The 18,217-nt window shown below is 69.4% G+C and carries 17 protein-coding genes; 7 read left to right on the forward strand and 10 right to left on the reverse strand.

What is annotated here, in order from left to right; translation table 11 throughout:
- Positions 1 to 134: 134 nt before the first annotated feature.
- The 3 genes from IT072_RS16695 (at position 135) to IT072_RS16705 (ending at position 6,642) form a co-directional block, all read left to right on the forward strand.
- Positions 135 to 1,976 carry an MOSC domain-containing protein gene (locus IT072_RS16695; protein ID WP_223357958.1) on the forward strand — a complete coding sequence of 614 codons (1,842 nt, stop codon included), beginning with the start codon at positions 135 to 137 and terminating at the stop codon, positions 1,974 to 1,976.
- Positions 1,977 to 2,017: 41 nt separating this feature from the next.
- Positions 2,018 to 4,939 carry an aminotransferase gene (locus tag IT072_RS16700; RefSeq protein WP_223357959.1) on the forward strand — a complete coding sequence of 974 codons (2,922 nt, stop codon included), beginning with the start codon at positions 2,018 to 2,020 and terminating at the stop codon, positions 4,937 to 4,939.
- A gap of 227 nt (positions 4,940 to 5,166) precedes the next feature.
- The gene (locus tag IT072_RS16705) at positions 5,167 to 6,642 is read left to right on the forward strand and encodes a sugar porter family MFS transporter (RefSeq protein WP_223357960.1); all 1,476 of its coding nucleotides are present in this window, start codon (positions 5,167 to 5,169) and stop codon (positions 6,640 to 6,642) included.
- Here IT072_RS16705 and IT072_RS16710 read toward each other — a convergent pair.
- Entirely contained in the window at positions 6,617 to 7,279 is a 663-nt protein-coding gene (locus IT072_RS16710) for a GntR family transcriptional regulator (protein WP_223357961.1), read from the reverse strand. The two genes, IT072_RS16705 and IT072_RS16710, sit on opposite strands and share 26 nt — an antisense overlap.
- 63 nt (positions 7,280 to 7,342) lie before the next feature.
- Here IT072_RS16710 and IT072_RS16715 point away from each other — a divergent pair, with 63 nt between their 5' ends.
- Genes IT072_RS16715 through IT072_RS16725 form a run of 3 tightly spaced genes read left to right on the forward strand, consistent with a single transcriptional unit; the run spans position 7,343 to position 10,070 of the window.
- Positions 7,343 to 8,482, forward strand: a complete 1,140-nt coding sequence (locus IT072_RS16715; RefSeq protein WP_223357962.1) for a mandelate racemase/muconate lactonizing enzyme family protein — start codon at positions 7,343 to 7,345, stop codon at positions 8,480 to 8,482.
- A complete protein-coding gene (locus IT072_RS16720; protein ID WP_223357963.1) occupies positions 8,479 to 9,108 on the forward strand; it encodes a bifunctional 4-hydroxy-2-oxoglutarate aldolase/2-dehydro-3-deoxy-phosphogluconate aldolase in 630 nt (209 codons plus the stop codon). The genes IT072_RS16715 and IT072_RS16720 overlap by 4 nt, the downstream gene beginning before the upstream one ends.
- Positions 9,105 to 10,070: a sugar kinase gene (locus IT072_RS16725; RefSeq protein WP_223357964.1), complete on the forward strand. Its 966-nt coding sequence runs from the start codon at positions 9,105 to 9,107 to the stop codon at positions 10,068 to 10,070. The genes IT072_RS16720 and IT072_RS16725 overlap by 4 nt, the downstream gene beginning before the upstream one ends.
- 134 nt (positions 10,071 to 10,204) lie before the next feature.
- Here IT072_RS16725 and IT072_RS16730 read toward each other — a convergent pair whose 3' ends face one another.
- The 8 genes from IT072_RS16730 to IT072_RS21440 form a co-directional block, all read right to left on the reverse strand.
- Positions 10,205 to 10,993 (reverse strand): SDR family NAD(P)-dependent oxidoreductase, encoded by a 789-nt coding sequence (locus tag IT072_RS16730; protein WP_223357965.1) that lies wholly within the window; start codon positions 10,991 to 10,993, stop codon positions 10,205 to 10,207.
- Positions 10,990 to 11,844 carry a hypothetical protein gene (locus tag IT072_RS16735; protein WP_223357966.1) on the reverse strand — a complete coding sequence of 285 codons (855 nt, stop codon included), beginning with the start codon at positions 11,842 to 11,844 and terminating at the stop codon, positions 10,990 to 10,992. Before IT072_RS16735 ends, IT072_RS16730 begins: the two co-directional genes overlap by 4 nt.
- Entirely contained in the window at positions 11,841 to 12,575 is a 735-nt protein-coding gene (locus IT072_RS16740; RefSeq protein WP_223357967.1) for a PIG-L deacetylase family protein, read from the reverse strand. The genes IT072_RS16735 and IT072_RS16740 overlap by 4 nt, the downstream gene beginning before the upstream one ends.
- Positions 12,572 to 13,402 carry a carbohydrate ABC transporter permease gene (locus IT072_RS16745; RefSeq protein WP_223357968.1) on the reverse strand — a complete coding sequence of 277 codons (831 nt, stop codon included), beginning with the start codon at positions 13,400 to 13,402 and terminating at the stop codon, positions 12,572 to 12,574. The genes IT072_RS16740 and IT072_RS16745 overlap by 4 nt, the downstream gene beginning before the upstream one ends.
- Positions 13,399 to 14,271, reverse strand: a complete 873-nt coding sequence (locus tag IT072_RS16750) for a carbohydrate ABC transporter permease (protein WP_223357969.1) — start codon at positions 14,269 to 14,271, stop codon at positions 13,399 to 13,401. The genes IT072_RS16745 and IT072_RS16750 overlap by 4 nt, the downstream gene beginning before the upstream one ends.
- The gene (locus IT072_RS16755; RefSeq protein WP_223357970.1) at positions 14,268 to 15,281 is read right to left on the reverse strand and encodes a Gfo/Idh/MocA family protein; all 1,014 of its coding nucleotides are present in this window, start codon (positions 15,279 to 15,281) and stop codon (positions 14,268 to 14,270) included. The genes IT072_RS16750 and IT072_RS16755 overlap by 4 nt, the downstream gene beginning before the upstream one ends.
- Positions 15,282 to 15,349: 68 nt before the next feature.
- A complete protein-coding gene (locus IT072_RS16760) occupies positions 15,350 to 16,840 on the reverse strand; it encodes an ABC transporter substrate-binding protein (RefSeq protein ID WP_223357971.1) in 1,491 nt (496 codons plus the stop codon).
- Between the two features lie 99 nt (positions 16,841 to 16,939).
- Positions 16,940 to 17,227, reverse strand: a complete 288-nt coding sequence (locus tag IT072_RS21440) for a TetR-like C-terminal domain-containing protein (protein WP_223357972.1) — start codon at positions 17,225 to 17,227, stop codon at positions 16,940 to 16,942.
- Here IT072_RS21440 and IT072_RS16770 point away from each other — a divergent pair.
- Positions 17,211 to 17,357, forward strand: coding sequence for a hypothetical protein (locus IT072_RS16770; protein WP_223357973.1), 147 nt, complete (start codon positions 17,211 to 17,213; stop codon positions 17,355 to 17,357). The genes IT072_RS21440 and IT072_RS16770 overlap by 17 nt on opposite strands.
- 211 nt (positions 17,358 to 17,568) lie before the next feature.
- Here IT072_RS16770 and IT072_RS16775 read toward each other — a convergent pair whose 3' ends face one another.
- The gene (locus IT072_RS16775) at positions 17,569 to 18,186 is read right to left on the reverse strand and encodes a TetR family transcriptional regulator (protein ID WP_223357974.1); all 618 of its coding nucleotides are present in this window, start codon (positions 18,184 to 18,186) and stop codon (positions 17,569 to 17,571) included.
- Positions 18,187 to 18,217: the final 31 nt, after the last annotated feature.

Here is an 18,217-nt window from a genome sequence, read left to right on the forward strand (position 1 = left end):
GCGCACTCGACCCGCCCGGGAGTCGGCGGGAGTTCGGCGGCACAGCCGGCCATTGACGAAGGGTGGCCGATGTCGCTATCTTCGCTGGCATGCCGGAACGATCCGGCTCGGACGCACGGCGGAAGGAGCAGCCGATGGCCCCAGCACGCGTCGAGAGCATCCTGCGCTACCCGGTCAAGGGCCTCGCCGGCGTCGCCGCCCGCGGGCCGGTCGAGCTGCTGCCGGGCCGCGGCCTGCGCTGGGATCGTGGCCACGCGATCGAGAACGGCATCGTCGCGCCGCGCAGCGCCAGCGGATGGAATCCCCGCGAGACGTACTTCCATGTCGCGAAGAACGAGCAGATCGTCCGGATCGCGACCGCCCTCGACGATGCGGAGAGCCCGCACCCCCTCCTGACGCTGACCACACTGCCCGACGGACGGGAAGCGACGCTGCGGCTCGGCGGGGAGACGCTGCAGGCGCAGGCGGTGGACGCCCTCCTGGCCGCTGCGCTCCCCGCCGGCCCCCTCGGTCCTCCCACCCTGGTCCGCCGGAGCGGCGGCCTCTGGGACTGGCCGGCCGCCGAGCTCTCGATCATCAACCTCGCCACCCTCGAGGCTCTGGCGGCGGCGGGCGACCATCCCGTCGATCCGCGCCGGTTCCGGGGCAACCTGTACCTGGAGGGCCTGCCCGCCTGGGGTGAGCTGAGGCTCCTCGGGCGCAGGATCCGCGTCGGAAGCGCGGTGCTCGAGGTCTTCCAGCCCACCGACCGGTGCCGGGCGACCACGATCGACCCCGCCACCGGCGTCTCGGACCTCAACGTGCCCGCCCTGCTCGCGAGCCGCTTCGGCCACATGTTCTGCGGCGTGTACGCGCGCGTGATCGACGCGGGCCGGATCGCCGCCGGTGATGAGATCGAGATCGTGGGCGACGCCGATCCCCGACCGGCAGGGAGCCACGACTGGCCGCGCACCGCACGCGTGCTGGAGCGCGTGGTGGAGTCTCCCTCCGTCGTCAGCTTCTGGTTCGACGACCCGCTCGGGCTGCTGCCGCTGGCCGCCGCCGGACGGCACGTGCGCATCCACCTCCCGGGCGCGGACGCCCCGGCGTGGCGGTGCTACACGATCTCGGGCGTCGAGCCTGGCCGGTTCCGGATCAGCGTCAAACGCGACGGGAGGATCTCCCGTGCGCTGCACGACGCGCTGAGAACGGGCGGCGAACTCGTCGTCACCGGGCCGTTCGGCGATGTCACCCTCGACGACGCACCGGACGAGACAGGAGGCGTGCTGCTGCTCAGCGCCGGCGTCGGCATCACGCCGACCGTCGCCATGCTGCGCGCGCTCGGCGAGACCCGCCGCCCTGTGCGGGTCGTGCACACGGAGCGCTCCGGCGACGACCTCTCGCTCTGGCACGAGGTCGTCGCGCTGTGCGCGATGCTGCCCGACGCCCGCGCACAGCTGCATCTCTCCCGCGAGAGCGATGACCAGACGGCGGAGCTCGGCGCGATCGCCGGCCGCCCCACCGACGCCCATCTCTCCGCCGCTCTCTCGGAGCTGGCCGGACCGGACGGCGCGGCGATCGATACGGTCTCCGCGTACGCGTGCGGTCCCGGCACCTTCGCGATCGACCTCCGGGACCGGCTCGCGCGGCTCGGGCTGCCCGCCGACCGGTTCGAATACGAGGTGTTCTTCTCGCCGACCGCCGCCGCTCTCGCTCCCGCGCGCACGCCCTCGACGGCCGGACCGCACCGCGTCCGCTTCGGGGACGACGAGACCACGTGGACTCCGGCTTCCGGGTCGATCCTCGACGCCGTGGAGGGGGTCGGCGCCGACTGGCCGAGCGGCTGCCGGGTCGGCGCGTGCGGCACCTGCACGCGCGTGCTGCTCAGTGGGACGGTCGAGTACCTGACCGATCCGCTGACGCCGCCCGCAGCCGGCTGCGTCCTCGTCTGCTGCACCGCCCCGACCTCGGACGTGACGCTCGAACCGCCCGCCTGACCGCCACACCCTCCTGACCCCTCCCTTCCGAAGGAACCGACGTGAACACGCACTCCGCCCTGCCTCCTGCCGGACTCGTACAACCGACCCCGCCCACGCTCGACGCCGCGGAGGCCGAGGCCGTCGCGTTCGACGGATTCGGCGTCCGCGGCGTCGCGCACGCGCTCGGAAGCCATCAGGACCGCAACTTCCTCCTGCGGACCGAATCCGGCCGGCTCCTGCTCAAGGTGGCGAACCCCGGCACCACGGCCGAGGAGTTGGAGGCGCAGTCGGCGGCTGCAGCCCGCGTCGCCGACGTCACGGGGATCCGCGCCCCGCTCTCCCGCCCGCGCCAGGACGGCAGCACGGTCCACACATTCCACGAGGGCGGCCGGCCCGACGGACGGACGCTGAACGCGCGGCTGCTGGAGTACGTCGACGGAACACCGCTCGCGGGCGCCGGTCACCTCTCCCGTCCGAACACGCGCGCGATCGGCTCCCTCGCGGCCCAGGTGGACATCGCACTGGCCGAGCTCGACCACCCCGGCCTGGAACGCGTCCACCAGTGGGATCTGCGCCGCGCACCCCAGGTACTCGACGCACTCCTCCCGTTCGTTCGCGACGCGGCGTTGCGCGGTCGGCTGCTCGTCGCCGCCGAGTCGGCCTGGGCGCACGTGCAGCGCGTCGAGTCCCGGTTGCCGGTCCAACCGATCCACGGCGATCTGACGGACGACAACCTCGTCTCGGACGACCCTGCCGGTCGGCGTCCCGACGGCGTGATCGACTTCGGCGACCTGAACCGCAGCTGGCGAGTGGCCGAGCCCGCGATCACGGTCTCGTCGCTGCTGCACCATGCCGGGGGCGGCATCCAGACCGCCCTGCCCGCACTGGCGGCGTACGCCGCCGCGTCACCGCTCAGCCACGACGAGGCCGAGGCGCTCTGGCCCCTCGTCGTGCTCCGTGGCGCGGTGCTGATCGCCAGCGCGCACCACGTACTGGCGACCGATCCCGGCAACGGCTACGCCGCCGAGAACCTGACGCACGAGACGGCGATCTTCGAGCGCGCGACCGCCCTCCCGCTCGAGGTCGCCACCGCGCTGGTCATCGACGCGACCGGCCATGAACGCCCGCTCCTGGTCATGCCGGAAGCCGGGCCGCTCATCCCCGCCCTCGCCCCGGCCGATATCGCGGTCCTCGACTTCTCCGCGTCGAGCGAGGCGCTCGCGGGCGGCGTGTGGCTCGACGCGGAGGCGGAGACGAGGATCGCGGTCGAGGCCCTCGCCTCCGGCGCCCGCGCGACGCTGACGCGGTTCGCGGAGCCGCGACTGACCCGCTCCCGCCCCCTGGACCCCGCCGAGCCGGAGAACGCGGTGCTCGGCGTCGAGCTCACGTTCGCCGCACCCCAGCAACTCGTCGCGCCGTGGCCCGGTGTCGCGGACGTCTCGCCCGACGGGGTCGAGCTCCGCGGAGGCGGCCTCCTGCTGCGACTGGAAGGGGCGGAGGCCGTCGTCGATCCGGGCACCGCCGTCGAGGCGGGGGACCCGGTCGGCGTGGCGGACGGAGCGTTGGCCCTTCGCGTGCAGCGGGCGGATGCCACGACGGTGTGGGCCACCCGACCCGCGCTCGTCGCCGCCTGGCGGGCGCTGGTCGCCGACCCGACGGACCTTCTGCTCGGCCGGGCCCCGTCGCCGACCGCTGCGCCCGCCGACGAGCTGCTCAGGCGGCGGGACCGCGCGTTCGCGCGTGTGCAGGAGCACTACTTCGATGAGCCTCCCGTCATCGTGCGCGGCTGGAAGCAGTACCTGATCGACGCCGACGCGCGCGTGTACCTGGACGTGCTCAACAATGTCAGCGCCATCGGGCACGCCCATCCCCGCGTCGCGTCGGCCGTCGGCCGGCAGCTCCGCACGCTGAACACGAACTCTCGTTTCAACTACCCGGCCGTGGTCGAGTTCTCCGAACGCCTGAGCGCCCTCCTGCCCGACGAACTCGACAGCGTCTTCCTCGTGAACAGCGGCTCGGAGGCCGTCGAGCTCGCCCTCCGGCTCGCTCGTGCGGCCACCGACCGGGAGGACGTCCTCACCATGCGGGAGGCCTATCACGGTTGGACCGGCCTCGCCGACGCCGTCTCGACCTCCCTTGCCGACAATCCGCACGCGCTCTCCACCCGTCCCGGCTGGGTGCACACGGTGGACGCACCGAACAGCTATCGCGGCACCCACCGGGGCGCGGACGCCGGCGCGTACGCGCTCGACGCGGTCGCCGAGGTTCACCGTCTGGCGGCGGAGGGAACCCCGGTCGGCGCCGTCATCGCCGAGACGTTCTACGGCAACGCCGGCGGCATCCCGCTTCCGGACGGGTACCTCGCCTCGGTCTACGCCGCCGTCCGCGCGCACGGCGGCGTGACGATCGCCGACGAGGTGCAGGTCGGGTACGGCCGGCTCGGCCAGTGGTTCTGGGGCTTCGAGCAGCAGGAGGTCGTCCCCGACATCGTCGCCGTCGCCAAGGCGATGGGCAACGGCCACCCGCTCGGGGCGGTCATCACCTCGCGGGCGATCGCCGAGCGGTTCCGCACGCAGGGCTACTTCTTCTCCTCCGCGGGCGGGAGCCCCGTGTCCTGCGTCGTCGGCCTGACGGTCCTCGACGTCCTGCGCGACGAACGCCTCCAGGAGAACGCCGCAACCGTCGGCGCACACCTCGCGCGGCGGCTGCGCGAGCTCGGCGACCGCCACCCCCTCGTCGGGGCCGTGCACGGCTCCGGACTCTACCTCGGCCTCGAGTTCGTGCGCGACCGCGAGGCGCTCGAACCCGCCACGGAGGAGACCCGGGCGATCTGCGAGCGCCTCCGCGAGCTGGGCGTCATCGTGCAACCCACGAGCGACCGCCAATGCGTCCTGAAGATCAAGCCGCCGCTCTGCCTCACCATCGCCGACGCGGACGCATTCGTCGAGCGGCTGGACGAGGTTCTCACGTCCGGGTGGTGAGTCCGAAGGAGCGGAGAACCGGGGCGGGTTCGCGGAGACCGGTCGATCACGAGACGGCTGACCGGGCTCCGCGACGGCGACGCGCGTGGTCCGCCCCGGGAAGCGTGGCCGCTCGCCGGTTCCCCGCCTGAGGCCGGCCACGGCTGTCGTCATCCGATCTCGCGGTGACCTAGGTTGTCGACAATCGACATTCGAGATACGATGCAGTTCTTCACGAGGGAGTTCATGTGTCTGTCACAACCACGCCGCCGGCGAGACTGCAGAGTCGTTCCCGGGTCATCCTCTTCTCCGTCGTCGCCGCGATCGGCGGCTTCCTGTTCGGGTTCGACACGGCCATCATCAACGGCGCGGTCGATCCGATCGAGAAGAGCTTCCACCTCTCCTCCGTGGGCATCGGCGTGGTCGTGTCCATCACACTCTTCGGGGCCGCGCTCGGAGCGTTCTCCACCGGATGGCTCGCGGATCGGATCGGCCGGCCCCGGGTCATGCTGATCGCTGCGGTCGTCTTCGCCGCATCGGCAGTGGGGTGCGGCCTCTCCACCGGATTATGGGACCTGAGCTTCTGGCGGCTGCTGATCGGCGTCTCAGTCGGAGCCGTCACGGTGATCGGACCGCTCTACATCTCGGAGATTGCGCCGGCGCACATCCGAGGACGGCTGTCGTCCCTCCAGCAGATGGCGATCGTCCTGGGCATCTTCGCGGCGCTGCTCTCCGATGCGTCGATCGCGGCCGGCCTCTCGGGAGCGGACGCTCTCCACTTCCTCGGCTTGCCGGCATGGAGGTGGATGTTCATCGCTGGGGTTGTGCCCGCCGTCGTCTACGGCTTCGCATCCTTCCTGGTGCCCGAGTCGCCTCGCTACCTGGTGGCGCGCGGACGTGACGACGCAGCCCTGCGGGTCCTCCAACGGCTCGAGAACGACTCGGCCGATGCGTCGGCCGCGAAGGTCCTCGAGATTCGTGCGACGCTCGATTCGGCGACTCGGCCGCGATTCTCCGACCTCCTCTCCCGGCGAACCGGGTTCCTGCCGATCGTGTGGATCGGCATCGCACTGGCGGCGCTGCAGTCACTCGTCGGCATCGACGTGATCTTCTACTACTCGACCTCTCTGTGGCAGTCCGTCGGTTTCTCCGAGTCCGCCTCCTTCGGCCTGTCCGTCTTCAGCTCGATCGTCAACGTCGTCGCGACGGTCGTCGCCATCCTCCTCATCGACCGCGTCGGCCGACGGCGACTCCTCCTCATCGGGTCGGCGGGGATGTTCGTCAGTCTCGCCGTCGTCGCCATCGGCTTCTCGAGCGCCACGACGATCGACGGCGCACTGGTGCTCGCAGACGACTGGGGCGTGCTCACCCTCATCGGCGCGAACGTGTTCGTCATCGCCTTCGCGATCTCGTGGGGACCCGTCGTATGGGTGCTCCTCGGCGAGATGTTCCCCAACCGCATCCGCGGCATCGCCCTCTCCGTCGCAGCCACCGCCAACTGGACGTGCGAGGTCATCCTCAATCTGACGTTCCCGACGCTGCGCGACATCTCGCTCTCCGGAAGCTACGCCATCTACGCGGTGATGGCGCTCGTGTCCTGGTTCGTCGTCTACTTCGGCGTCCGCGAGACCCGCGATCGCGAGCTGGAGGAGATGACGTCGAGCGTGAGCGCGGCGGCGGTCCGCCCGCGACCGCTTCCTAGGCGCCGGTCGGCGGCTCGCTGAAGTGGGTGCGGATATGGTCCACGACTGCTTTCTCGGCGCTGGCGGCGTCCCCGCCCTTCAGGACGGCGATGAGCTCCCGATGCTGGGCCGCGACATCCGACGGATTGCCGTAGTAGGACGCGTCACGACGGAAGTACGCACGCACGCGGGGCTGGATGGAACGCCAGATCTGCAGACAGTGCTGCTGACCGGAGAAAAGGACGACCGCCTCGTGGAAGCGGACGTCGTCGTCGGCGATCTCACCGAGGTCTCCGCGCGCCGCGGCCCGCTCCATGCTCTCGACGATGCCTTCGAGCGCGCGGAAGTCGTCCTCGCTCATGCGATCCATCGCCTTGCGGAACGCGAACTGCTCCAGCGCGATCCGGACGGGGACGAGGACGTTCTCTATCTCCTCCTGGCTGACCCCGAGCACCTCGGTCCCACGGTACGGGTACGAGACGATGAGGCCCTCTTGCTCGAGCTGGCGCAACGCCTCGCGCACGGGTGCCCTGCTGGTGCCGAGCTGGTGAGCGACGTCGAGCTCGACCAGCTTGTAACCCGGGGGGAGCTCACCGGAGGTGATGGCCTCGCGGAGGACACCGGCCACGCCCTCACGACGGGACGTGGACGGAAGAGCGCGGAGCGGCAGCGTTGACATTCCTCCATGTTAGCCGTTGTTTTTTGTCGACATTCGACGAACGAGTAAGAAACGAGAGAAGTAGTGAAAATCACCAGAATTGAGACATGCGGTCTCCGCGGCGCGACGCCCGAGGGCGGCTGGTCGAACGAGTTGCGACCCGACGACGTGGTCCACACGCTCGTCGCGGTGCACACCGACGCGGGCGTGGTCGGGATCGGGAGCGCGTTCACCACTCAGCACCTCGTCGACGCCGCACTCGAGGTGCTCTCGCCTCTGCTCCTCGGCGAGGAAGCCCTCGATGTGGAGCGTCTCACGGAAACGCTCCACCAGAGCGCCTTCTGGATGGGCCGTGGCGGAAGCCTCACACACGCCACGAGCGCCATCGACATCGCCCTGTGGGATGTCGTGGGGCAGGCCCTCGGGCAACCGGTCGGTCGACTCCTCGGCGGCCGTCATCGAGAACTCGTGCGGCCCTACGCGTCGCTTCTCATGGACGAGCCCGCGATCCTCCGCGACAACCTGACCGCGATGGTCGATGCCGGATTCGAGGCCTTCAAGATCGGCTGGTGGAAGTTCGGGAGGGTGGACGCAGCGACAGACGAACGCACCGTCGCGGCCGCACGAGAGGCGGTCGGCGACCGGTTGCTCGCTGTAGACGCAGGCGGCTCGGAGGCGTTCTTCCCCGGGACGCTGGCGTGGGCCAAGCGGACGGCTGCGATGTTGAGGGACTACGACGTCGCGTGGTTCGAGGAGGCGCTCCCTCCCGAGGACATCGACGGTTTCGTGGAGCTGCGCGCGTCCTCCCCCGTTCCGATCAGCGGTGGCGAAGTGCTCACCCGGCGGCAGAGCTTCCAGCCCTACCTCGAAAGGCGGGCGTTCGACATCGTCCAGCCGGACACGACGAAAGGCGGCGGCCTCAGCGAGTCGCGGCGGATCGGCTGGATGGCCGCTGACCACGGCGTCCGTCTCGTTCCGCACGGATGGAACACGGGCGTCGGCCTCGCCGCCGACCTGCAGCTCGCCTCCGCGCTCCCGGGCACGGACCTGGTGGAGTACAAGACGGGGTCGGCGTACGTCGACGATCTCGTGAGCGGCGGATGGCGCCTCGACGCGGATGGAACCCTCGCCATCCCGTCGGCACCCGGCTTGGGCATCTCCCTCGACGCCGACGCGCTCGGTCGCTACGGCACGAACCCGCGTTTCGCGGACGTCGAGCGATGAGACCGGGACCAGCCTCCCGCCGCCTCATCGCCGTGCTGCGCGCCGAGCACGCCTCGGCCTACCGCCCCGTCGTCCGAACGCTCGTCGAATGCGGTATCCGCGAGATCGAGCTGACGCTCACTACGCCGGAGACCCTGCGCGACGTCCGCAGCCTCAGAGAGGAGTTCGGCCGGGACGCCTCGATCGGCGTCGGTACGGTCACCAGCGAGGAGCTCGCGCGACGGGCGCTCGACGCGGGAGCCCAGTTTCTCGTCACACCGGGCCTCGTCCCCGGCGTGCCGGCGTCGGCCTCGCGACTCGGCGTGCCGACCATCATGGGCGCGCTGACGCCGACGGAGGTCCTTGCGGCGACGAATGCCGGCGCGGACGCGGTGAAGATCTTCCCCGCTTCCGCGGTCGGACCGGGATACCTCCGCCAGCTGCGTGGCCCCTTCCCGTCGCTGGCGGCCATCCCCTCGGGCGGGGTCGAGATCGCCGATGCGGACGGATGGTTCGCCGCCGGTGCTGTCGCCGTCTCGATGGGCGGCCCTCTGATCGGCGACGCGCTCGCCGGCGGATCGCTCGCCGAGCTCCGCGAGCGGGCCGCGCGACTGGTCGCGGCGGCGGGCGGAGTCGGCACACCATGACGACGACCCACGCCCGCGTGCTCGTCGTGGGCGAGACCATGGGGCTGCTCACGAGCGGCGCCCATCTGCGTGCGGGGGGCCCGGTCCGCTTCTCCGTCGGCGGAGCGGAGACCAACACCGCCATCGGGCTCCGCCGCCAGGGGATCCCCGTCCGCTGGCTGACCCGGCTGGGCGACGACGCCGTCGGCGAGTCCGTCCTCGCTGCGATCCGCTCCGAGGACGTCGAGGCCGTGGCAGCGCTCGATCCACTCCGGCCCACCGGCCTCATGATGAAAGAGGCCAGGCCGGGCGGGCTGACCCGGGTCTCTTACTACCGCTCGGGCAGCGCCGCCTCGGCGCTGAGCGCAGCAGATGTTCGGGTGGAGCTTCTCGACGGAGTCGAACTGCTGCATGTGACGGGAATCACCCCTGCACTGTCCGACTCCGCCGCCTCCGCCGTGATCGAGGCCGTCCGGCTCGCCCGCGCGTGCGACATCCGGGTCAGCCTCGACGTCAACTACCGCTCGTCGCTGTGGTCCCGCGAGCAGGCCGGCGAGCGGCTCGCCGGCGTGGCATCGCTGGCGGACATCGTGTTCGGCGATCGCCAGGAGCTCGAGCTCCTGATCGACGCGTCCACGACGGCGACGGTCTCCGATGAGGCCCTCCTCGACACCATCGCCGGCATCGGTCCCGGTGAGGTCGTGCTCAAGCGTGGCGAGCGCGGAGCTGTAGCTCTCGCCGACGGATGCGTGCGCCATCAGGCGGTCTTCCCCATCACGCCCGTCGACACCGTCGGGGCCGGCGATGCCTTCGTGGCGGGGTACCTCGCCGGCGTGCTGGATGCCCGACCGCTCGACGATCGACTACGACGCGCGTGCGCGTGCGGAGCGCTGGCGTGCCTGAGTGAAGGCGACTGGGAGGGCTCCCCGACCGTCGCTGAGCTCGCCGCGTTCCTCGGGGGCGGTGACCCCGTTCTCCGCTGAGCCGCCGCTGGCGACCGGTGCGGCCGTGACGGAGTCGCGTCAGCCGGCTCTCCGACGGTGCCGACCGGCCCGCGCGCCCGGACGCTGCCCACCTGATCGGCGGCGGCGAGAACCTCGAAGACGGCCCGGCCGTCTCAGAAGTCGTTGGCGCTCTTCGCCATGAGGCCGCCGTCGCAGACGAGATGGCTCCCGGTGACGTACGAGCTCTCTCGACTCAGCAGCCAGAAGGCCGCATCGGCCACCTCCCCGGGCTCAGCCATCCGCGCCAGGGGTATCTGTACCTCCGCGAGCTTCTGCAGGCGCCGGCGTTCGGCCTCCCGTTCGACACCCTCGAGACCGAAGTAGAGCATCGGCGTGTCGGTCGCGCCGGGTACGAGGCCGTTCACCCGGATACCGTCCGTCGCGAGGTCGAGCGCGGCGGCTCGGACGAGCGCCGAGACCCCGCCCTTCGACGCCCCGTACGCGGCGTTGCCACCCCCCGCGAACCCGACGAAGGCGGAGGGCGAGGAGACACAGACGATCGCCCCGCCCCGACCGGCGCTGCGCATCAGCCGAGCGGCGGCCTGCACCGTGAGGAAGGTTCCGGTGAGGTTCGTGTCGATGACCCGCTGCCACGTGTCCACGCCGAGCTCGGCGACGTGGCCGTTGAGCTCGATCCCCGCATTCGCCACGACCCCGTCCACGCTGCCCAGCTCCGCCGAAGCGCGTTCGAAAGCACCGAAGACGTCCTCCTCGCGTGACACGTCTCCCCCGAGGGCGAGAGTGCGGGAGCTTCCGGCCGCCTCGCACTCACGCGCAACCTCCCTGGCCCGGGTGAGATCCCGGTCGAGCACCGCGACGAAGCGGCCGGCACGGGCGACGCGCAGGGCGATCGCCCTCCCGATCCCGCTCCCTCCGCCCGTGATCACCACTGTCTCAGTCATCGTTCCTCCTTCGAACCCATCATCGAGGCCGCGTCCCGGCGCTGCTCGATCCTGACGCGATAGCGCTGAGTCTCGCCGGAGCCGATCCGCGTCACCGACTCCGACGCTCGCGCGTCCACGATCCCGAGACCCCGCGACGTGCATGGCTCCCAGGCGAAGCAGTCCACATCCTCCAGCTCCTCCGACGCGAAGCTCGACCAGAGGACGCCGAAGGGGAGACCTTCCGCCTCGATGGTGACAGTCGGCCGGCCGCGAGGTGCGACGACCGTCAGCGACGGGGTCGTCCACTGAGCATGCCCTGTCCATCCGTCCGCCCGCGCCGTGAGAGGCAGTGTTCGGGGCGAGACGATCGCTCCTCCGCCGAAAAGAGCGCGCGGGAAGCACGGATGCTCGCCGAACGTGTAGCTTCGCACGCCATCGCTCCGATTGGTGATCGACGTGGTCACGGTGAGCGTCCCCGGCTCGACCCGGATGTCACGGGCCACGGTCGCTCCACCACCGTCCAGGAAATCTCCCGAGACCGACGTCGTGAGCCGTGCGGCCTGCTCCTGCTCCACCCGCCAGGCGACGCGGGGCGCCCAGCCGTGCTGCCAGGTGTCTTCGTCGGGCGTCCCGGCCAGCGGGAACATCGGGAACCAGCCGCCCCGGAAGATGCCGTCGTCGAAGTCCCGCTCGGACCGCCGCCCCGGTGGGCCGGGGGCAGGGAGCGACGATCGCGCGCCATCCCTTCGGTAAAGGAGCTCCACGCCACCGACCGCGAACGACGAGATCAGGCAGCCGTACCCGGGATGGATGACCGCACTCGTCTCTCCCGCGCCCGTCCCTCCCGCGCTCAGCCGGACCTCGGTCACGCCGCGACCCAGGGCGCCGGAAGCAATTCCGGGCCGCCCGTGGACGGGTAGGTCGCCAGGGAACGGAAGCCCTCGGCGTAGGCGAAGCCGGTGCCCATCGCGCGCAGAGATGCCTGAGTCCTGGCATTCGCGATGTAGTCGTCCCCGTAAGCGATGCGCATCCACTCGACCTGGCTGTCGTGGATCGCCAGAAGCTCCTCCTTGAGCTGCTGCGTCCGGGTCACGTCGACCAGCAGTTCCGGTGCCGGCCCGACACCGCCGAGGGTGTCCATGATGAAGAGATGCGGGATCTTGTCCAACGCCGCCAGCCGGGTGCGCACAAGAGGGACTGCCGCGGGGATCCTCGCATCGATAGCGACCTGGCCGGCGGTGCGGTGGTCCGGGTGGTAGTCCTCCTGCGAGTGCACGAAGACCACGTCGGGCCTCGCCTGCCGGTAGGCATCGATGAACCGCTCGCGGACCTCACGGGTGTTGAAGAGCATCTCGTCCTGGAATCCCATCCAGATCAGTTCGGCGCCGAGCGCGCGTGTCGCCGCGGTCGCTTCCTCGAAACGTCGCTGCGCGATCGGGACGGGATCGTCCCCCGGGCCTCCCACCTCTCCATTCGTTGCGATGGCGAATGTCAGGCGCGCGCCCTGTTGCGCGTACAACGCCATCGTCCCGCCGCACAGCAGCTCGATATCGTCCGGGTGCGCGCCGATGGCGAGCACCGATGGCTCCGATGCGCTCACTTGACACTCCCTGCTGTCAGTCCTTGGACGAGGAATCGTTGGCACAGCACCACCAGGATGATCCCGGGGATCATGCTGATGACGCCGATGGCCGCGGCTGCGCCGAAATCTGCTCCGGTCGGAGACTGCAGAAGACTCGAGAGGAGCTTCGTAACCGTCTGGGTCTGCTCCCCGGTGAATGTGACCGACAGCATGAGCTCGTTCCACGAGGCGAGGAAGGAGAAGAACGCCACGACGACGATCGCGGGGGCGATCATCGGCAGCACGATCCTCACCAGGCTGGAGAACTCCGAGAGGCCGTCGAGTTGAGCGGCCTCCTGCACCTCCTCGGGGAAGTCTTCGAAGAACCCGCGGAGCATCCAGATGGCGAACGGCACGTTGAAGGTGGAGAACGCGAGCACGAGCCCGACGTACGTGTCGATCAGCCCCGTGGCCGAGTAGACCAGGTAGAGCGGGATGAGGAGGATCACCGGCGGGAGAGCGCGCAGCGACAGCACATAGGTCGGAGCCGATCTCAATATTCCCCGACGCGCTCGGGCTATCGCATAGGCCGCCGGAACCGAGATGACCAGAGTCAACAACATCGACCCGAAGGCGACGATGAGGCTGTTCCTGATACTCGCCGCGCCGCCGAGATCGGCGAACAGCCGTGCGAAATGGTCGAACGTCGTCTGCTCGGGCACCCAGCGGAAGGGGGTCGCGAAGTAGTCGCCCGGCGTCTTCACCGATGTGAGCGCGATCCAGGCGATCGGGAACAGCGATACCGCCGCACCGACAGCGACGAATGCCGTCAGGGCGATCTGCCCTGCCACTGCGCGTGATTTCATCGTCTTCCCTCCAGGACGCGGATCAGCCCGCGGCTGATCAGGACCGTGATCGCCGTCAGCGCCAGACCCATTGCTGCGGCGTAGCCGATGTCGAAGAACTGGATCCCCTGCTTGTACACGTAGAAGCTGACGGTCTCCGTCGCCGATGCGGGGCCTCCCCCGGTCATGACGAAGATGACATCGAAGATCCGGAACAGGTCGATCATGCGGAACAGCAGCGCGACCAGCAGGAACTTCCGGATGAGCGGAAAGGTGATGGCCCAGAACCGCTGCCATCCGCCTGCGCCGTCCACGCTCGAGGCTTCACCGATCTCTTTCGGGATCGCGGCGAGCGCCGCCAGGGCGATGAGCATCACGAACGGCGTGTTCTGCCAGATGTCCGCCAGTGCGATGGCGATCCGGGCCAGTGCACCGTTGCCCAGCCAGTCGAGACCGACCCCGGTGGCGGTCCGGACGGCGTTGTCGACCGGGCCCCACTCGGAGGTGAAGAGGAAGCGGAAGGCCATCCCCGCGGAGGCGCCGGACACCATGACCGGCAGCGCAAGCAGCGTCGTGAGGATCGCTCTCCCTCGCCGGAGCGAGCTGATCGCCAACGCCCACACGACCCCCATGACCATCTCGACGGCGAGAGCCGGCAGCGCGATGAGCGCGGTCGTCGCGAGGGATGCGCCGAAGGCGGGGTCGGTGAACAGGCGTGCGTAGTTCGCCAGACCGACCGGCGTCGGCTCCGTCGACGCGAAAGAGTAGCCGTAGAACGATGTCCACGTCGCGTACCCCAGCGGGATCAGCACGAGTGCCGAGGTGAAGACGATGGCTCCCCCCGAGTAGCCCCACACGTAGCGCCCGGTGGACGCGTGGGTCGCACTCATCGCAGGAGTTCTTGTGCGCTCGGCCACTCCGACTCGACCGAGATCACCGCTTCCCGCTCGAGCGAGCGCTGGAGCGCGCTCAGCACCAGCACGGTGGCGAGGCCGTCGCGTCCATCGGGACGGAGCTGCCCGCCCTCCGCGATCGTGCGAGAGAAGTACCGGCACGATCGATTCCACCAGTCCTCAGCAGACCCGCCGGGCTCGGAATCCCACTGGACCGTGCGAGTGGCCGCATCACCGCTCACGATGAGCCCCTGATCGCCCATGTCCAGATCGATGACCCCCGAGGACCCGTGGATGGTCAGCCTCAGGTCGATGTCGCGCTGATAGCCGGCGGGCATGTCCCACGTGCTCTCCAGGACGGCCGTCGAGCCGCCGACGAAGTTCAGCACGGCGGTCGTGGTCGAAGCGCCGCCGACCGCGCCGTTCGTGGCGTAGACCGACGCCACCCGGTCCCCGAGCAGCCACTGGACGAGATCCGCGATGTGGGACATCAGGAACCAGAGCGGGCTCGTCTGGTCCCTCCAGGCCAGGGTCGCGGTCTTGACGCTCTTCTCGTTGAGACACAAGAAGGCGTAGCGCGGGATACCGATGCCGCCCTGCTCGATGAGCACCTTCGAGCGCAGCGCCGCCGGGCGATGACGGTTGCCGAAGTTGAGCATGAGCTGCCCTGCGGACGCATCCTCTTCACGGACCATGTCGACGGCGTCGGCGACGGTCGTCGCGAGAGGCTTCTCGCACAGGACATGGAGCCCCGCGCGGAGAGCTGCGATCACGGGATCACGGTGGGCGAAATCAGGGGTGGCCACGATCACGCCGTCCAGTCGCGCACGGCCCAGCATCTCGTCGGTGCTCGAGTACGACTCTGGAATCGAGTAGTGCTCTGCGATCGCCGTCCCACGTCCCGGGTCGAGGTCGCAGACCGCGACGACGTCGGCATTCGGGTCGGTGGAGTAGGCGTCCAGGTACCTCCGGCCCATCACTCCGGTGCCGATCAGTCCGAGTCTCATGGTTTCCCTTCTCAGGTTCGCGGCGGGGGCCGTGTTCGCGGCCCCCGCCCGTGTCGGGTGGTGCGGTGCTACTCGGCCCACTCGGGTCGGTACTCGATGCCGATCTTCTTCATCGCGTCCTGCTGGTGCCGCCAGGCGGCCTGTTGCTTGTCCCGGCCCAGTTTGTCCGTGATCTTGTCCCACGCCGCTGCCGCAGCCTCGAGCGCCTGCTCGGCGGACTTCTTCCCGGCGAGCGCGTTGTTGATCTCTGACGAGAGCGCGAGAAGGTACTCGTTCGACCCGGGGATCTGCAGATCCGGCATGCCGGTCTCGACCGTCTGTTTCTGCACGGCGATGAAGTCGTCCCCGTATTCACCGTCGCCGGGGAACGCCTTCTCCCATGCCCCGGCGTCCTGGAACGAACTCGTGCGCCACGGGTCGATCGCAGTCTTGGGATCCAGTGCGAGGCTGAGCGCGTGCTCGGGCTGGGATATCCACTGCAGCAGGTAGGCGGCGGCCGCCGCTTTCTTGCTGGCCTTCGGGATGCCGGCCGACCATCCTGTCGGCAGAGCCGGCCTGTGCGTGATGGATCCGTCGGACAGCTCCACGCCGGGCACCACCGAGACACCGACGTTGCCCGCGATCGTCGACACCGACGGATCCTGAGCCGCCTTTCCGGTCGACGACCACTGGATCACCATCGGAACCTGCTGCTTCACGAGGGCGGCTTCCAACTCCGGGTAGCCGAAGTTCAGAGTGCCGGGCGGCGCGAAAGGAACGATGTCGATCGAATCCTGCAGCGCCTTGACCCCCGACTCCGAGTCGATCAGCGGCTTCATGTCGTCGTCGAACCACACACCGCCGTAGCTGCCGAACTTGTTCGTCCACCACCAGGCCGAGTATCCACCCTGCTGCCACGCCTCTGCGACGCCGTATTTCTTCGTGCCGTCGCCGTTCCAGTCGTGTCCCGCGAAGTACTCCGCGACGTCGTGGTACGCCTGCCACGTCTTCGGCGGTTCGAGCTTGTACCCGTACTGCGCCTGGAATCCCGCCTGGTTCTCCGGCCGCTCGAACGCCGCGACGTTGTAGAAGAGGTTGTGCTGGTCTCCATCCCAGGGGACCGTGTAGGTGGTGCCTGCCCAGGACGTGTAGACGTCCCGATACACGGGCTCGATGTCGCCATCGTCGAAAGACAGCTTCAGTTCCGAGGCCAGCTGGTCCAGCGGCCTGAGGTAGGGGCTGTAGTCGGCCAGATTCGCGGGCTGCAGCAGAACGATGTCGTGACTGGACTTGCCGGAGCGGAACTCGAGCATGTCCTTCGTGTAGGCGTCCGCCGGTGGCACTACGTCGAACTTCATCGAGATGCCGAGCTCATCGTGAATCTGCTTCTCGTACTTCTTGAAGCCCTGGACGTACACGTCGGCGATGGCGCTGATGTTCAGCGTGACGTCGTCGAACTTGCCGTCCTTCGGCGTCGGCCCCAACGCGTTCTCCGCCGTGCCGGTGCACGATGTCATCGTCAGCGCTCCCGCCAGCGCTATCGCTGCCCCTGCAGCGATTCGTCGCACAGTACTCGACATGGCCTCTCCTTCGTGGCATTCGATTGTCTGGACAGGACAAGACTATGGTCGATTGTCGACATTCGTCAATAGTGCGTTCCCTGTCGCGCGGTGGCGGGTTCACCTGACCCCGGCCCGGATGGTCCGGGGGTCGTGCCTCGAGAGCCGATCGCGGCCGAGCGGGTGAGAATGCAACCACCATCGGTGCATGATCGGTCCCACGAAAGGCTCCGCGACTTCGTCCGGGTCCGTGACCCCACCACGCTCCAGTCGATGAGCGATAGCCGCCATCTGCACCGACCGGAGGGCGTCGCGGTACTGCACCGCGAGAGCGTCGTGCACCTGAAGCTCGGCTGTCACGGCGCGCAGCAGGGGCTCAAGCAGGGGATCCGTGAGTTCCGCCGCCATGCCCACCAGCGACCCCGACGACGAGCGCCTGCGTGTGCTGATCGGTGACGACGCCCCTGTGCAGGTGCGCGCAGCGCTCACGCTGCGTCAGCAGGACTACGCCCGCGATCCCCGCTACAACGCCGACTGATATCCGAGAGGGTCATCGCGAATGCACTCCCCATCGATCTCCAGCGCCTTCAGCGTCGGGTCGAGGTGACTGGGCGCCACGGTGCTCGTGGTGAAGCCGACGGAGTCCTCCTCGGAGCGCTCCGTTCGCCCGCGACCCGGCACCCGAATTCGGCCGACCACCCTGGGGAACCGCGTCGGAGGCCGCCGCGCGCACGCCGCCAGAGGGATGATCACGCCCGGGCCGAAGCCTTCGCACCTGCGAGGAGGTGGCGGGCCCCCTGGTCGAAGCGTCGTTCCTCATCGGGCGCGAAGAGCCGGTCCGTCGCGGCGCGCAGCGCTGGTCGTGCGCGTGTGGCATTCTCGAAGGCGGCGCGTCGAGAGGTCAGGTCGTCGAGCTGGTCGGCGGCGGCTTGCTGCTCGATGACCGATCCGATGGTGAATCGGACCAGGTTGAACCACGCGTCGACCGCGTCTCCGGCGTCGAGGATGCCCGCTTCGAGCAGGCGCGACGTCGCAGTTTCGCTGAGGTCGAGCATGTGGCGGCCGAGCGTGAAGGTGCCCGCGAAGACGCGCCCGCCATCCCGGTGACGCACGAGCGCGGATCTGAAGTCGGCGAGGAGCGCGAGGAGCCGCTCATCCGGATCGGCCTCGTCGGCGGGGATCGCGACCACTCCCTCGACGAGCGCGTCGGCGATGCCCTCCCAGAGTTCCTGCTTGGACGGGAAGTGCCAGTACAGCGAGGGAGCGCTCACCTGCAACCTCGTCGCCAGGGCGCGCATCGTCACCGCGTCGTATCCTCCTTCGTCGAGCAGCGCGACGGCTTCTTCGACGATCTCATCACGTTCCACGCGGCACCTCCTTCTTGACAATCTAACAGTG

The organism is Leifsonia sp. ZF2019 (assembly GCF_019924635.1).
Taxonomy (GTDB): domain Bacteria; phylum Actinomycetota; class Actinomycetes; order Actinomycetales; family Microbacteriaceae; genus Leifsonia.

Bases quoted from the DNA above. Each gene is read 5' to 3' on its own strand.
- IT072_RS16695 (WP_223357958.1), top strand. From the start codon at position 135: ATGGCCCCAGCACGCGTCGAGAGCATCCTGCGCTACCCGGTCAAGGGC.
- IT072_RS16710 (WP_223357961.1), bottom strand. From the start codon at position 7,279: ATGTCAACGCTGCCGCTCCGCGCTCTTCCGTCCACGTCCCGTCGTGAG.
- IT072_RS16720 (WP_223357963.1), top strand. From the start codon at position 8,479: ATGAGACCGGGACCAGCCTCCCGCCGCCTCATCGCCGTGCTGCGCGCC.
- IT072_RS16725 (WP_223357964.1), top strand. From the start codon at position 9,105: ATGACGACGACCCACGCCCGCGTGCTCGTCGTGGGCGAGACCATGGGG.
- IT072_RS16730 (WP_223357965.1), bottom strand. From the start codon at position 10,993: ATGACTGAGACAGTGGTGATCACGGGCGGAGGGAGCGGGATCGGGAGG.
- IT072_RS16745 (WP_223357968.1), bottom strand. From the start codon at position 13,402: ATGAAATCACGCGCAGTGGCAGGGCAGATCGCCCTGACGGCATTCGTC.
- IT072_RS16750 (WP_223357969.1), bottom strand. From the start codon at position 14,271: ATGAGTGCGACCCACGCGTCCACCGGGCGCTACGTGTGGGGCTACTCG.
- IT072_RS16755 (WP_223357970.1), bottom strand. From the start codon at position 15,281: ATGAGACTCGGACTGATCGGCACCGGAGTGATGGGCCGGAGGTACCTG.
- IT072_RS16760 (WP_223357971.1), bottom strand. From the start codon at position 16,840: ATGTCGAGTACTGTGCGACGAATCGCTGCAGGGGCAGCGATAGCGCTG.
- IT072_RS21440 (WP_223357972.1), bottom strand. From the start codon at position 17,227: ATGGCGGCGGAACTCACGGATCCCCTGCTTGAGCCCCTGCTGCGCGCC.